Here is a 14,119-nt window from a genome sequence, read left to right as displayed (position 1 = left end):
TTAGCAGGTTGGCACGCGGGGTTCATACCATGGACACATGGCCTCCCTTGTGACGACCGAGCGGGTGAACGCGGCCCTTGCCACGGTGCTCGATCCCGAGATCCGTAAGCCCATCACCGAGCTCGACATGGTCAAGAGCATCGACATCGACGCGGACGGCGCCGTCCGCGTCGGCGTCTACCTGACCGTGGCCGGGTGTCCGATGAAGGACACCATCACCAAGAACGTCACGGAGGCCGTGTCCAAACTCGACGGCGTCTCCTCCGTGCGCGTCGACCTCGACGTGATGAGCGAGGAGCAGCGCAAGGAGCTGCAGACCAAGCTGCGCGGCGGGCAGCCCGCCAAGGAGATCCCGTTCGCCCAGCCGAACTCGCTGACCAAGGTGTACGCGGTCGCGAGCGGCAAGGGCGGCGTCGGCAAGTCGTCGGTGACGGTGAACCTCGCCGCCGCGCTGGCCGCCCAGGGCCGCAAGGTCGGGGTCGTGGACGCCGACATCTACGGCCACTCGGTGCCGCGGATGCTGGGCGTGGACACCCCGCCCACCAAGGTCGAAGACATGATCATGCCGCCGACCGCGCACGACGTGAAGGTGATCTCGGTCGGCATGTTCACCGCCGGGAACCAGCCGGTCGTGTGGCGCGGGCCGATGCTGCACCGCGCGCTCCAGCAGTTCCTCGCGGACGTGTACTGGGGCGACCTCGACATCCTGCTGATGGACCTGCCGCCCGGCACCGGCGACATCGCGATCTCGGTCGCGCAGCTGCTGCCGTCCGCGGAGATCCTCGTCGTCACCACCCCGCAGCAGGCCGCCGCCGAGGTGGCCGAGCGGGCGGGCGCGATCGCCGCGCAGACCCACCAGCAGGTCGTCGGCGTGATCGAGAACATGTCCTACCTGACGTGCCCGCACTGCGGCGAGCAGCAGCACATCTTCGGCGAGGGCGGCGGCCAGACGGTCGCGGACGCGCTGACGAAGACGCTCGGGACGCGCGTCCCCATGCTCGGCCAGGTGCAGATCGACCCGCGCCTGCGCGAGGGCGGCGACAACGGCGTCCCGCTGGTGCTCGCCGACCCCGACGCCGGCGCCGCCAAGGAGCTGCGCACGATCGCCGACAAGCTCGCGGGCCGCAGCCGCGGCCTCGCCGGCATGTCCCTCGGCATCAGCCCGAAGGGCCGCTGACCGGTACCTGCCCGGGGCCTCTACCCCGGGCAGGAAGTCAGGCCGGGGCGGGCGGGCACACCCCAGACCGCGGTGGGCCGCCGGGGGAACGGAAGGTCCGCGAGGTCAGGTCGCCTCGTTGTCGAACGGCGGCTTCTCGCTAGGGCCGAGGCCCGTGGTCGTCGTCGCGTACGAGGGCTCGTCGTCGAAGAGGCCTGAGTCGTTCTTCGGGTAGGTGTCGTCGTCCTCGAAGAGGTGCTTGCGGACGAACGTCTTCGGGTTGAGGTCGTTGAGGTCGAAGTCCTTGAACTCGGGGCCGAGCCCCTCCTGGAGGTCGGCCTTGGCGCTGTCGGCCATCTGGCGGAACTGCCGCAGCATCCGGCCGGCCTGCCCCGCGACCTGCGGCAGCTTGTCCCCGAAGATGACCAGGGCGAGGACGACGAGCACCGCCATCTCACCGAGTCCGACGTCGAACAACCCGTCCTCCACACACCGGCCCGCCGCGGCGGGCCACACAACCCAAGGGGACCGGCCCAGAGGCGGGCCGGTCCCCCCAGCGTATCCCCAGCCCGGATGAACCGGACTTGAACATCCGCGCCTAGTCGGACCCCAGGGTCACCTGGGTGGTCGCCTCCTTGCCGCCCCGCTGGTACGTGAGCGTGACGCGCTCACCCGGCGCGCGGCTGCGGATCTGCGCGATCAGGTCGGTGGCGTCCTCGATCGGCTTGTCGTCGACCTTGGTGATCACGTCGCCGGGCTTGAGGCCCGCCTTGTCCGCCGGGCCGCCCTTGGTCACCGGGTCCTGCCCGTTGACCGGCTGCTGCATGATCCGGGCGCCGCCCTCCTGGTAGCGGGGGTCGGGCAGCACGCCGAGCTTGGCCTGCTTGACGGTCCCCGTCCGGATGATCTCCTCGGCGATCCGCTTGCCCTGGTTGATCGGGATCGCGAAGCCGAGCCCGATGCTGCCGCTCTGCTGCTCCCCGCCCATCGACTGGCCGCCGAGCGTCGCGATCGCGGTGTTGATGCCGATCACGCGGCCCTTGGCGTCCACCAGCGGTCCGCCCGAGTTGCCCGGGTTGATCGCGGCGTCGGTCTGGATGGCGTTGAGGTAGGACGCGTCACCGCCGCCGCCCTCGCCGCGCGTGGGCACGGCCCGGTTCAGCGAGCTGACGATGCCGGTGGTGACCGAGCCCTGCAGGCCGAGCGGCGAGCCGATCGCGATCACCGGGTCGCCGACGGCGATGGCGCTGGAGTCGCCGACCGGCAGCGGGGGCAGCGAGTGCTGGCCCTCCGGCTTCAGCACGGCGACGTCCGAACTCGGGTCGGCGCCCTTGATCGTGGCGGGCAGCGTCTTCTTGTCGTTGAAGACGATCTGGATCTGGCCGCCACCGCCGCCACCGCCGGAGGCGACGTGGTTGTTGGTGATGACGTAGCCGCCGTTCACGATGAAGCCGGTGCCGCCGATCTCGCCCTGCGCGGACTGCACCCGGATCATCACGACGCTCGGCAGCACCCGCTGCGCGACGCCCGCGACCGAGTCCGGCGGGCGGCTCTGCACCTTGGTGTCGCTGCTGTTGCTGCCGCCGAGGCTCACCGAGGAGGGGTCGTCGTCGCCACCGGTCGCGATCACGCCGATCCCGGCGCCGACGGCCCCGGCCACCAGCGCGACGATCAGCGCGACGACGGCGAGGAGCCCGAGGCCCGGGCCGCCGCGCGACGACGACGGGGGCGCGGGCACCGGCGCCCAGTTGGGCCCGGTGCCGCCGGGCGGCATCCCGTAGCCCGCCATCGGGCGGGGGCCGGGGCCGCCGGGGGGCGGCGGGCCGGGCGGCGCGGGCGGCGGGCCCATCGGCGGGCGCCCGGGCGCGGGCGGCGGCGGCCCCTGGTGGGACTGCTGCGGCCAGCCCCCGTACGGGCCGCCCTGCGCGGCCCTCGGGTCCTGGTTGTGCGGGACGAACCCCGGCCGCGGCCGGTCGTCGGCCGCCTCCACGGGCGGCTTGTCGAGCGGGACCGGCGGCGGGGGCTGCGGCATGTCGCGCGGCGGGGCGTCCTGCAGCGGCACCTCCTGCGGCATGTCCGCGGCGGCCTGGGAGAGCACGTCCTCGCTGGTGTCGGGCGGGCCGCCGAACGAGTCGGGCGGCGCGAACCCCCCGGCCACCAGGCGGTCGCCCTCCTCGCCGGACTCGCGCCCGTCCTCGGGGCGCGGTTCGGCGCCGTCCTCGGCGCGGGCCGGTCCGGGCTCGGGGTCGTCGGCCTCGGGGTCGTCCACCGGCTGCTCCAGGGGGATCTCCCGGTCGGTCACCGTCTCGGGAGGGGCCGCCGCCTCCTGACGCTCAGGCTCCTGGCCGGGGACGACGTCGTCGTCCTCCGACGGCGCCCTGACCGGGCCGCGGTTGTCTTCCGTCATCCCCATCTCTCCTACCGAGCATGGTCCTCGTTATCCGTGCTCATGCTGCCCCGCATGGCATGTGGCGAGCATAAGACCTGCCGCCGATACCCACATCTCGGGTCAATCGAACGGATTCGCCGCTGTGGCAAGGCGTCGAGCGCCGCGGGAGAGGCGCTTCCAGTGGGACGCGGAGCCGCGCGGCATGCTCAGCGCCACCGCCGTCGCCGTGCTCTGCGGCGCGTCCGTCACGACCGTGTAGACATAGCCGTTCCCGGCCGACACCGCCCAGCGCCGCAGCGACTCGCGGCGGAACACCGTCCGGCCCCGGCGGCCGGTCCGCTGCCAGCCCGTCATGCCGCGCTCGTCGAGGGAGCCGCGCTGCACGAACACCGACACGGCGGCGAGGCCGTCGGAGTAGCTGAGGTGCAGGGCGCCGCCGTCCTTCTCGCGCCGCGCGTCGTAGAGGGTGAGCCGGCCCGGCAGGTCCTCCGGGACGGGCCAGCCGCGGTCGCGCAGCTCGGCCAGGCCCGCCCGGTCCAGAGTCCGGCCCCACGCGCTCGCGCTCTCGCGGACGCGGGTGTTCTCGACGGGGCTGCCGGCGCTCGCGCCGGGGAACCGGGACAGGCCGCCGAGCGGGCGGCTGAGCGGGGAGGGCTCGATCGGCGAGGCGCTGAAGCTGATCTCGGTGAAGCCGCTGGCGACCACCGGGCGGCCGGTGGCGTCGATCAGTTCGCGGTGCAGCATCAGGCCGGTGTCCCGGTCGATCCAGAAGCGCCCGGCGGGGCTGCCGTCGGCGCGGCGCGCCTCGACGACGCGGGCGGGGCGGCCGCAGACCGAGGCGTCCGGGGCGCGCACCACCGAGTAGTTGCGGGTCAGCAGCGCCAGGGTCGCCGGCGTGAAGCCGGTGGTGTCCCCGGCGGCGGACTCGGGCCGGTAGCCCTCCCCCGCGGACCCGGACCGGTACCGGATGCCCGCGCCCGGCGTGTGCGACACGGCGACGCGGGAGGTGGCGGCCCTGCCGCCGCTGCGGGTGGTGAGGAACCGCCGGCCCTCGTAGGGGACGCGGCGGGCGGCGTCGGCGGCGCCGCGCAGCAGGGCGAGCGCGCCCGGATCGCTGCGGACGCGGCGCGCGGGGGCGGGGTCGCCGGTGAGCGTCACGGCCAGCGCGAGGGCGCCCGCGAGCCCGGCGGCCAGGGCGGCGCCGCGCCGGCAGCGCCCCCTGGAGGTCGCGCGCCTCACGGCCCCGGGGAGACCTGGACCTGGTTGACCGGGTCGGTGAGCGGATCGGTCATCGGCGCGTCACCGGAGGTGAGCGCGTGCTCGACGGCGAACCGGTCGAACGCGGGGGTGACGGCGGGGGCGTCCTGGCGCCCGCCCGCCATGTAGGAGGCGGTGCCGAGGCCGAGGAAGAGGGTGGCGGCCCCGACCACGAGGTAGCGGCGCCGCGGCGGGACGCGGACCGCGGCGGCATGCCCGGCCGGGCGGGCGTCGCGCGGCCGGTTGTCGCGGGGACGGGCGGCGTGCGGCGGCCGGACGGGACGGGCCGATGATCGGAGGGGCCGGGAGGGGTGCCGTGAGCGCGCCCCGGCATGCGAGGCCGCCGGCTCGATCGGGAGGTCGGGAACGGTCGCGTCAGGGGCGTCGGCCGGGTCCGGAAGCCCGGCGGACGCGGGCAGGGTGCGCAGCCGGTCCAGGAAGGCGCCGGACAGGAGGTCGTCGGTCCCGTCGGCCGCCGGCGGCTCGGAGAGCCCCCGCAGGCGTCCCTTCAGCTTGCGCAGCTGGTCGGCCTCGTCCCGGCAGTCGGCGCATCGCGCGAGATGGGCGTGGGCGCGCTCGCGCTCCTCGTCCCCCAGCTCACCGTCGACCAGCGCGGTCAGACGCTCCCCCAGACAACTCACGCCGCCTCCGTCGATTCCGTTCCGTCAGGCGCGCGGTCCCGCCCCGCGCGCGGTGAGCACAGCTTTACACGCCGTCCGGCAGCGGCCGGACACCGCCCGCCGCGTGCAGCCCCCCGGGCTCGCCGTCGGCCGCCGGGTCGCCGCATGCGACGGCGGCCTGGAAGTCGTTGCGGGTGCCGGGCCGGCGCCGGGTGGGCGCGCGGTGCTCCAGCGCCGCCCGCAACTGCGCACGCCCCCGGTGGATGCGGCTGCGCACGGTGCCGAGCTTGACGCCGAGGGTCGCGGAGATCTCCTCGTAGGACAGCCCCTCGATGTCGCACAGCACGACGGCGGCGCGGTAGTCGGGGGCCAGCGCGTCGAGCGCGGCCTGGACGTCGGCGTCGAAGTTGTTGTCGTCGAACGCCTGCGCCGGGGTCGGCTCGCGGCCCTGGAGGCGCTCCGCGGCGTCGTCGGCGAGTCCCTCGAACCGGATGCGCTGGCGGCGCCGGGCCATGTCGAGGAACAGGTTCGTGGTGATCCGGTGCAGCCAGCCCTCGAACGTCCCCGGCGTGTAGTTCGACAGGGAGCGGAACACCCGCACGAAGACCTCCTGCGTGAGGTCCTCGGCGTCGTGCTGGTTGCCGGTCAGGCGGTAGGCCAGCCGGTAGACGCGGGCGGAGTGCTCGCGGACGACCTCGTCCCAGGACGGCGGCGCCCATTCGGCCTCGGGGGCGTTCTCTCGGGTGCGAGCGGCGTTTCCAAGCCCCTGCCTGGCGCCGACCCCCACAGCGCTTCTGAAACTGAGTGCTGCGACTCCCATGGTGCCGGGCTGTTCCTCTCTCGTGAGCCAAGGTCCCGCCTTGGAACGGCACGGTCTCGCCTGGGCTGGGGCGGTTCTGATACCGACTCGGTGCTTGCCTGTGTCCCTTACAACGCGCTGAAACGCCAGTTGGTTCCCCTGCAACGATATGGTCTTCCCAGCATGAGCCATGCGGGGGTCCCACGAGGAGGCAGCCATCGACGCCATTGAGGCCACCCGGGCCTATGTGGAGGATTTCCTCCCCGAGGACGAGCCGCTCCTGAACGCCAGGCGCCGCGGCCAGGAGGTCGGCGCGGTGCCGATCGGCCCGGCCGGGGGCGCGGCGCTGCGGTTCATCGCGACGCTGATCGGCGCGCGCACGGTCGTGGAGGTCGGCTCGGGCTGCGGCGTGTCCGGCGTCTACCTGATGCGCGGCATGCCGAAGGACGCGGTGCTGACCAGCGTCGACATCGAGCCGGAGCACCAGCGGCTGGCGAAGCAGGCCTACCGGGAGGCGGGCCTGTCCGGATTCCGCACCCGGATGATCATCGGGCCGGCGCTGGAGGTCCTGCCGCGCCTCACCGACGGCGCCTACGACATGGTGTTCTGCGACGCGGCGAAGCGCGAGTACCCCGAGTACCTGGTCGACGCGCTGCGCCTGCTGCGGCCGGGCGGCGTCGTCGCGTTCGACAACGCGCTCTGGCACGACCGGGTCGCCGACCCCGACCAGCGCGACCCCGACACCGAGGCGATCCGCGAGGTGCACCGCATGATCCGCGAGGACGACCGGCTCGTTCCGCTGCTGATCCCGGTGGGCGACGGCCTGCTCTGCGCCGTCCGGCGTGACTGAGGACGCCCTCCGCGACCGGGCCGCCGGGGAGGCGTTCGCGGTCCGGGTGCGGGTCACCTGGCGCGGGGTGTGGCGGCTGGCCGCGTTCGCGATCCTGTTCCTGGCGTCGGTGGGGTTCGTCGCGGGCGGGGCGATGCGCGGCGCGGGCGTCGGCAGCGTCGTGGTCATGGTGCTGGGCGTGGCGGGGCTCGGCCTGTTCGGGGCGGGCCTGCTGGTGTCGGCCGGCGGCATGCTGTCGCGCCGGCCCGTCCTGGAGCTCGACGGCGCCGGCGTGCGGCGCCCCGCCGGCTGGCCGCTGCCGCGCCGGTCCGGGCGGACGCTGCCCTGGGACGAGGTGGCCGCGATCACGGCGCTGCGGCGCGGCGTCGGCGGTACCCGCCGCGGCGAGCAGGACTACCTGGTCTTCCTGCCGACCCCGGAGCTGGCGGAGATGGCGCGCACGGCGGAGCGGGCGCACCTGGTGGCGCTCACGATGCGGGACGTGCCCGCCACGGCGGCGGCCGTCCCGTGGTGCTTCGCGGTGGAGCCCGGGTGGGACGCGACGCTCCCGGAGATCGTCAAGCAGGCCAGGCGGCGGCGCCGCGTCCCGGTGATCGACCGCCGCGTGCGGTGACCGCCGCGTGAAGCGACCGCCCGTCCGCGCGGGCGGGACGGGTCAGGCCGTCAGCCAGTCCAGCAGGAGGCGGGCGCCGTAACCGGTGGCGCCGCGGGTGATCTCGGCGTCCTCGGAGGTGGAGCGGCCGGGCCCGGCGATGTCGAGGTGCGCCCAGGGCCGGTCGCCGACGAACTCGCGCAGGAACAGCGCCGCCGTGATCGAGCCGCCGCCGTAGCCGCCGCGCCCGATGTTGTTGATGTCGGCCACGTCGGAGTCGATCGCGGCGCGGTACTCCTCCACCAGGGGGAGCCGCCACACGGGCTCGCCGGCGGCCTTCCCGGCCCGGGTGAGGGCCTCGGCGAGGGCGTCGTCGCTCGCGAACAGGGCCCCGTGCTTCAGGCCGAGCGCGACCTTGGCGGCGCCGGTGAGCGTGGCGACGTCCACCACCGCGTCGGGGTCGAGCCGCGCGTCGGCGTAGGCGAGCGCGTCGGCGAGGACGAGCCGCCCCTCGGCGTCGGTGTTCAGCACCTCCGACGTCGTCCCGCCGTAGTGGGCGATCACGTCGCCGGGGCGCATCGACGAGCCGGACGGCATGTTCTCCGCCGCGGCGACCAGGCCGGTGACGCGGGTGCGGACGCCGAGGTCCCGCAGCGCGCTCATCACGGCGATGACGACGCCGCCGCCCGCCATGTCGGTCTTCATCGTCTTCATGCCCTCGTTGGGCTTCAGCGACAGGCCGCCGCTGTCGAACGTGATGCCCTTGCCGACCAGGACGACATGGCGCGGCGAGGCCCCGTCCGCGTCCGCCGGCTCGTAGGAGAGCTCGATCAGCCGGGGCGGGCGCGCCGAACCGCCCCCGACGGCCACCAGGCCGCCGAACCCCTCCTCCACCAGTTCCTTCTCGCCGCGCACGCGGACGGTGAGGCCGGACTCGGCGGCGACGCGCTCGGCCTGCGCGGCGAGCCAGGAGGGGTCCTTCTCGCGGGACGGCGTGTTGGCGAGGTCGCGGGCGAGGGCGGTGGCCCGGGCCCGTGCGGTGCCGAGCTCGATCGCGGGGGCGTCCGACTCGGGCCCCGCCTCGGTCAGCACGGCGAGGGTGCCGAGCGCCTTCTTCGGCGGGGCGGCGCCGATCCGGAACTCGTAGGAGGCGAGCAGCGCGCCCTCGACGAAGGCGGCGAGGTCGCCGTCCGGGACCCCGGCGACGAGCGCCGTCCGCCCCTTGCCGCGGCGGGCCAGCGCGGCGCCGGCCTTGCGCAGGTCGCCCGGGGCGGCGTCGCCGACCCCGTAGAGCAGCAGCTCCCGGACCCGGTCGCCGACGCGGACCTGTGTGGCGATGATCTCACCCGGCTCGCCCTTGGCCTGGTGCAGCGCGAGCAGCTCGTCCAGCGTGAAGGGGAGCGAGGCCGCGACCTCCGCCGCGGGGGCGGCGGGGCCGGACCGGACGGGCACCGCCACCACCTCGGCCCCGAGGTCGACCGCGGTCTGCGACACGGTGCCACCGGCACCGTGGATGCGGGTCTCGATGGGCATGGCGGTGGGTCCCCCCTGATCGCTGAATCGTTACGGGAAATGGCAAGGGCCCCGGCGGCGTCGCCGGGACCGTCACCAACAAGCCGGGAGCGGCGGGGCCGTCAGCCCACGACGTCCTTGAGGGCCTCCCCGAGCTCCTTGGCCTCGTCGGCGGAGAGCTCGACCACGAGGCGGCCGCCGCCTTCGAGGGGGACCCGCATGACGATTCCGCGTCCCTCCTTGGTCACTTCGAGCGGACCGTCTCCCGTCCGCGGCTTCATCGCCGCCATGCGTGCATCCCCTTCCTAAGTAGGGCCGCGGCCTCGCACACCTCTGGCCGCGTGGCCGCGTGTCGCATCCGCGTCATCAGTAGTGGTCCATTATCTCGTCTTCCGGGCGCGAAGTGGTAACGATCAGCCTCCAGATCGGCAGCCGGGCCCCGTGGACGCAGGTCGCGGCCCCCTGCGGGCCTCAGGATCGGCGGCGGCGGGACGGCCCGGGCCCCCGGCCGCGGGCCGCCGCACCGGGGGCGGGACCGCTCTTGCCCGCCCCGCCGGTGTTCGTCGAAGGTGGCCTGGGAAGATCTACCGAGGACCGAGAGGACGACGATGTCTGAGACCGTGCTTTACGACGTGACCGACGGAGTGGGGACGATCACACTCAACCGTCCCGACGGGATGAACTCCCTGACCGTCGAGATGAAGGAGTCCCTGCGCGCGGCCGTGGTGCGCGCCGCGGCCGACCCCGCCGTCCGCGCGGTCATCCTGACGGGTGCGGGGCGGGCGTTCTGCGCGGGCCAGGACCTGCGCGAGCACGGCGACAACCTCGCCGCCGGCCGGGGCCTGGACGGCACCGTCCGCGACCACTACAACCCGATCGTGCTGGCGATCGCGGGCATGCGCAAGCCGGTCGTGGCGGCGGTGAACGGCGTGGCGGCGGGCGCGGGCGCGTCGCTGGCGTTCGCGTGCGACCTGGTCGTCGCGTCCGACAAGGCCCGGTTCGCGACCGCGTTCACCGGGATCGGCCTCGCCCCCGACAGCGGCATGTCGTGGACGCTCCAGCGCCTGGTCGGCCGCGCCAAGGCGGCCGAACTGCTGCTGCTGGGCGAGCCGGTCAAGGCCCAGGAGGCGCTGGAGATGGGGCTGGTGACGCGCGTCGTCCCGGCCGACGAGCTCGCTCCGGCGTCGGTGGAGCTCGCGCGCCGCCTCGCGTCCGGCCCGACGGTCGCCTACGGCGCGGTCAAGGCGGCCCTCGACCACGCCGCGACCCACGACCTGGCGTCCGCCCTCGAACGCGAGGCGGAGCTCCAGGACGAGTGCGAGAAGACGAGCGACCACCACAACGCGACCGAGGCGTTCCTGAAGAAGCAGCAGCCCGTCTTCGAAGGCCGCTAGCGCCGCCGCACGCCGGGCTCCCCCTGGGCGGGGGTAGGGCCTTCCCCCGCATGGAGTGGGGAGCCCGCGTCAATGTGGGCGAGGGGTGCCCGGCGGTTTGCTGGACGGCATGATGCAGACAGCCGCCGCACCCCCTGCCGGGCAGCTCGACGACCACGTCGCCGTCGCGCGCGACATCGTCAGGTCCTACGGGACGGGCGAGAACGAGGTGACCGCGCTGCGCGGCGTCTCGGCGTCCTTCCCCCGGGGCCGGTTCACCGCGATCATGGGGCCGTCCGGCTCCGGCAAGTCGACGTTCCTGCACTGCATGGCCGGGCTCGACACCGTGACGTCCGGCTCGATCCTGATCGGGGACGTGGACATCACCCGGCTGTCGCGGACCCGGCTGACGAAGCTGCGCCGCGACCGGCTCGGGTTCGTGTTCCAGTCGTTCAACCTGCTGCCGATGCTGACGGCGGAGGAGAACATCCGGCTGACCGGGCGGCTCGGGAACCGGCGCCCCGACCGGGAGTGGTTCGACACGATCGTGGACGCGCTCGGGCTGCGGGATCGGCTGTCGCACCGGCCGAGCGAGCTGTCGGGCGGGCAGCAGCAGCGGGTCGCGGTGGCGCGGGCGCTGCTGACCCGGCCGGAGGTGCTGTTCGCCGACGAGCCGACCGGCAACCTCGACTCCCGGTCGGGCGCCGAGGTGCTGGGCTTCCTGCGCGGCGCGGTGGACGCCTACCGGCAGACGGTGATCATGGTGACGCACGATCCGGCGGCCGCCGCGCACGCCGACCGGGTGCTGTTCCTGGCCGACGGCATGATCGTGCACGAGCTGCTCGAGCCGACCATCGACGGCGTCCACGCCGTGATGCGCCGGATGGAGGGCTGAGCGCCATGTGGCTGATCGCGCGCCGCTCCTTCGCCGAAAGCTGGACGCGGCTGACCGCCACGCTGCTGGCGGCCGTGTTCTCCATCGGACTGATCGCGGGCGCCCTGCAGTTCACGCTGCGGGCGCAGGAGGCGGTGTCGGGCAGCGACGCCAGCGAGTACTCCCGCGCCGACGTCCTCGTCCAGGGCGGCTCGGCCGACCCCGACGACCCGTACTCGCCGCCGGACGGCCGGGTCGCGCTGAGCGCCGTGGCGGGACGTCCCGGCGTCGCGGCGGCCGCGGGCGACGCGATGGTCCCGGTGACCGCGAGCGGCTCGGACGGCGAGCCGATCCTGCCGCCGGCCGGGGCGGGGACGGCGCTGCGGCCGTGGACGCCGGACGGCCGCCTCAACCCCTACCACCTGGAGTCGGGACGCGCGCCCGCTGCCGACGGCGAGGTCGCCGTCACCCGGCACGTGGCCCGCGCGGGCGGGCTCGACGTCGGCGACACCCTGAAGGTGCTGCTGCCGAAGCAGAGCCGGGACATGAGGATCGTCGGGATCGTCACCGTGCAGGGGCACAGCGCCGTGGCGAGCGGCGACCTGCTGCTGGCGCCCCCCGGTACCGTCGCGCAGGCGGCGGGCCTTCCGGCGGGGACGTGGCAGAGCGTGTGGGTCAGGGCGTCCGGCGGATCGGCGTCCGAGCTGCGCACCGCGCTGGCGCGCGAGCTCGGCAAGGACGTCACCGTCCGGACGGCGGCGGACGTCCGGCACGCCCAGTCCGCGGAGCTGCAGGCCGCCGGAGGATCGATCGGCGGCGCCATCGGCATGATCTCGTCCGTCGCGGTGTTCGTGGGGCTGTTCGTCGTCGCCAACACGTTCGGCACGCTCGTCCGGCAGCGGACCCGGCGGCTGGCGCTGCTCAGCGCGATCGGCGCGACGCCCCGGCAGATCAAGCGGCTGATCCGGTTCGAGGCCCTCGCCCTCGGCGTCGTCGCCTCGGCGGGCGGCACCGCGCTCGGCTACCCGGTGTCGGCGCTGCTCACCCACCTGTTCGCCGAGGACGGCTTCGACATCTCCGCCGCCGACGCGCAGTACGGCTGGATCGCGCTCGCGATCCCCGCCGCGGCGGGGATCCTCGTCACCCAGCTCGCGGCGCGCCGCGCCGCGCGCCGCGCCGCGAAGATCTCCCCGATGGAGGCGCTGCGGGACGCGAGCACCGAGACGGCGGGGCGCCGCTGGCCGCGCGTCCTCGGCGCCCTGGGGGTGTTCGCCCTGGCCTGGATCTTCTTCGGGGGCGTCTTCGGGATCCGCTCGGAGGAGCCGCCCGGCCCCGAGCGCACCGCCGGCACCAGCGTGATGGTCCTGCTGGGCTGCATGACGACCGTGGCGTCGCTCGCCGTCCTCGCCCCGTTCTTCGTCGGCCCCCTCGGCGGGCTGGTCGGCCGCATCGGGACGTCCGTGAGCGGCGAGGCGGGGCGCCTCGCCCGCGCCACCATCACCCGCAGCCCGCGCCGCGTGTCGTCGGCGGCGTCGTCCCTGATGCTCGGCGTCGCGCTGGTCGCCTCGACCGCGCTGATCGTCCTGTCGGTGGACGCGCGGTTCGCCACGACGGGCCGGGAGGTGATGCGGGCCGACCACGCGATCACCGCGACCGGGATGACCTCGGACGGCCAGGCGCCGCTCCCCCGCGACGCCGCGCGGAAGGCCGCGGCCGTGCCCGGCGTGACCGCCGCGGCGGCGCTCACGACGTCCGAGGTCAAGCTCGTGTCTCCCCCGCCCAAGAAGCCGTCGCCCGAAGAGGACCCGGTGCCGGTCTACCTCACCGTGACGGGCGCCGATCAGGCGGCGGTGCCGGCGGTGCTGAAGCTCGGCGGCCGCCTTCCCCGGCTCGGCGACGGCCAGGTCGCCCTCACGTCCACGGTCATGAAGGGCCAGAAGATCAAGAAGGGGCAGCGGGTCGTCGTGCGCGGCGCCCGCGGCCGGGTCGAGCTCACCGTCGCCGCCGCCTACCACGACCCGTCCCACCTGTTCGCCGACCAGGCCCTCGTCTCGGAGGCCACGATGGACCGGCTCGACCCGGCCGCGGCGACGCAGGTGGTGCTCGTCCGCGGCGGCACCGAGCGGGCCCTGTCCCGCGCCTTCGCGGACGCGCCGGGCCTGAAGGTGCTCGACCGGGACGGCTACGTGAAGACGGCGTCCGCCGCGATGACCAAGGGGATGAGCGTCATCTACGGCTTCATCGGCATGGCGCTCGTGCTCGCCCTGTTCGGCATGGCGACCACCGTCTCGATGAGCGTCGGCGAACGGACCCGCGAGTTCGGCCTGCTCGGCGCGGTCGGCGCGACGGACGCGCAGATCCGCTCGATCGTCCGCTGGGAGGCCGCGACCGTCGTCCTGCTCGGCAGCCTCCTCGGCCTCGGCACGGCCCTGGGCACGGCGTCCCTGCTGCACCTCGCCACGGGAAGCTCGTTCCTGGCCCCGAACGCCCCCTGGTGGCTCTTCGCCCTGGTCATCGCAGGCGCCGCCGCCGTCACCCACGCAGTCTCAGCCCTCCCCGCAAAAAGAGCGGTGGCCATCGCCTCGCCAACCCACTGATCCGCCGCGATTGGACGCGCGCACATGCTCAGCCACCGCCTCAGCCAGCGACGACCTCAAGGTGGCGATCGCGTGCGAAGCCAGTTTCGAGCCTGCGAGA

13 protein-coding genes are annotated in these 14,119 nt (G+C 74.6%); 6 read left to right on the top strand and 7 right to left on the bottom strand.

Annotated elements, in window-relative coordinates:
* Nucleotides 1–37 precede the first annotated feature (37 nt).
* Nucleotides 38–1,177 carry an Mrp/NBP35 family ATP-binding protein gene (locus ABWI07_RS13130; protein ID WP_149263435.1) on the top strand — a complete coding sequence of 380 codons (1,140 nt, stop codon included), beginning with the start codon at nucleotides 38–40 and terminating at the stop codon, nucleotides 1,175–1,177.
* Nucleotides 1,178–1,282: 105 nt separating this feature from the next.
* Here the strand turns inward: ABWI07_RS13130 and ABWI07_RS13125 are convergent, their stop codons facing one another.
* The 5 genes from ABWI07_RS13125 to sigE form a co-directional block, all read right to left on the bottom strand.
* Entirely contained in the window at nucleotides 1,283–1,633 is a 351-nt protein-coding gene (locus ABWI07_RS13125; protein ID WP_353818670.1) for a sec-independent translocase, read from the bottom strand.
* A 121-nt stretch (nucleotides 1,634–1,754) separates the two neighbouring features.
* Nucleotides 1,755–3,563: a S1C family serine protease gene (locus tag ABWI07_RS13120; RefSeq protein ID WP_353818669.1), complete on the bottom strand. Its 1,809-nt coding sequence runs from the start codon at nucleotides 3,561–3,563 to the stop codon at nucleotides 1,755–1,757.
* Nucleotides 3,564–3,665: 102 nt separating this feature from the next.
* Complete coding sequence (locus tag ABWI07_RS13115; protein WP_353818668.1) at nucleotides 3,666–4,784, bottom strand: MucB/RseB C-terminal domain-containing protein; 1,119 nt, start codon at nucleotides 4,782–4,784, stop codon at nucleotides 3,666–3,668.
* Complete coding sequence (locus ABWI07_RS13110) at nucleotides 4,781–5,443, bottom strand: anti-sigma factor family protein (protein WP_353818667.1); 663 nt, start codon at nucleotides 5,441–5,443, stop codon at nucleotides 4,781–4,783. Before ABWI07_RS13110 ends, ABWI07_RS13115 begins: the two co-directional genes overlap by 4 nt.
* Before the next feature lie 64 nt (nucleotides 5,444–5,507).
* Complete coding sequence (gene sigE, locus ABWI07_RS13105; protein ID WP_353818666.1) at nucleotides 5,508–6,242, bottom strand: RNA polymerase sigma factor SigE; 735 nt, start codon at nucleotides 6,240–6,242, stop codon at nucleotides 5,508–5,510.
* 169 nt (nucleotides 6,243–6,411) lie between these two features.
* Here sigE and ABWI07_RS13100 point away from each other — a divergent pair, with 169 nt between their 5' ends.
* Together ABWI07_RS13100 and ABWI07_RS13095 are read left to right on the top strand one after the other, a co-directional pair.
* On the top strand, nucleotides 6,412–7,071 hold the full coding sequence (locus tag ABWI07_RS13100; RefSeq protein WP_149263430.1) for an O-methyltransferase: 660 nt from the start codon (nucleotides 6,412–6,414) through the stop codon (nucleotides 7,069–7,071).
* Nucleotides 7,064–7,684, top strand: coding sequence for a hypothetical protein (locus tag ABWI07_RS13095; RefSeq protein ID WP_149263429.1), 621 nt, complete (start codon nucleotides 7,064–7,066; stop codon nucleotides 7,682–7,684). Before ABWI07_RS13100 ends, ABWI07_RS13095 begins: the two co-directional genes overlap by 8 nt.
* Nucleotides 7,685–7,726: 42 nt before the next feature.
* On the opposite strand, the gene ABWI07_RS13090 is transcribed toward ABWI07_RS13095, so the two are convergent.
* Together ABWI07_RS13090 and ABWI07_RS13085 are read right to left on the bottom strand one after the other, a co-directional pair.
* Nucleotides 7,727–9,196, bottom strand: a complete 1,470-nt coding sequence (locus tag ABWI07_RS13090) for a leucyl aminopeptidase family protein (protein WP_353818665.1) — start codon at nucleotides 9,194–9,196, stop codon at nucleotides 7,727–7,729.
* Between the two features lie 101 nt (nucleotides 9,197–9,297).
* Complete coding sequence (locus ABWI07_RS13085) at nucleotides 9,298–9,465, bottom strand: DUF3117 domain-containing protein (RefSeq protein WP_083980698.1); 168 nt, start codon at nucleotides 9,463–9,465, stop codon at nucleotides 9,298–9,300.
* A 318-nt stretch (nucleotides 9,466–9,783) separates the two neighbouring features.
* Here ABWI07_RS13085 and ABWI07_RS13080 point away from each other — a divergent pair, with 318 nt between their 5' ends.
* The 3 genes from ABWI07_RS13080 (at nucleotide 9,784) to ABWI07_RS13070 (ending at nucleotide 14,019) form a co-directional block, all read left to right on the top strand.
* Nucleotides 9,784–10,569 (top strand): enoyl-CoA hydratase-related protein, encoded by a 786-nt coding sequence (locus ABWI07_RS13080; protein WP_353818664.1) that lies wholly within the window; start codon nucleotides 9,784–9,786, stop codon nucleotides 10,567–10,569.
* 109 nt (nucleotides 10,570–10,678) lie between these two features.
* Nucleotides 10,679–11,443 carry an ABC transporter ATP-binding protein gene (locus ABWI07_RS13075; RefSeq protein ID WP_200842300.1) on the top strand — a complete coding sequence of 255 codons (765 nt, stop codon included), beginning with the start codon at nucleotides 10,679–10,681 and terminating at the stop codon, nucleotides 11,441–11,443.
* A gap of 5 nt (nucleotides 11,444–11,448) precedes the next feature.
* The gene (locus ABWI07_RS13070) at nucleotides 11,449–14,019 is read left to right on the top strand and encodes an FtsX-like permease family protein (protein WP_353818663.1); all 2,571 of its coding nucleotides are present in this window, start codon (nucleotides 11,449–11,451) and stop codon (nucleotides 14,017–14,019) included.
* Nucleotides 14,020–14,119: the final 100 nt, after the last annotated feature.

The sequence above is a fragment of the Actinomadura sp. NPDC000600 genome (assembly GCF_040492135.1).
Taxonomy (GTDB): Bacteria; Actinomycetota; Actinomycetes; order Streptosporangiales; family Streptosporangiaceae; genus Spirillospora.
This window is presented reverse-complemented; position numbering and strand designations above follow the sequence as displayed.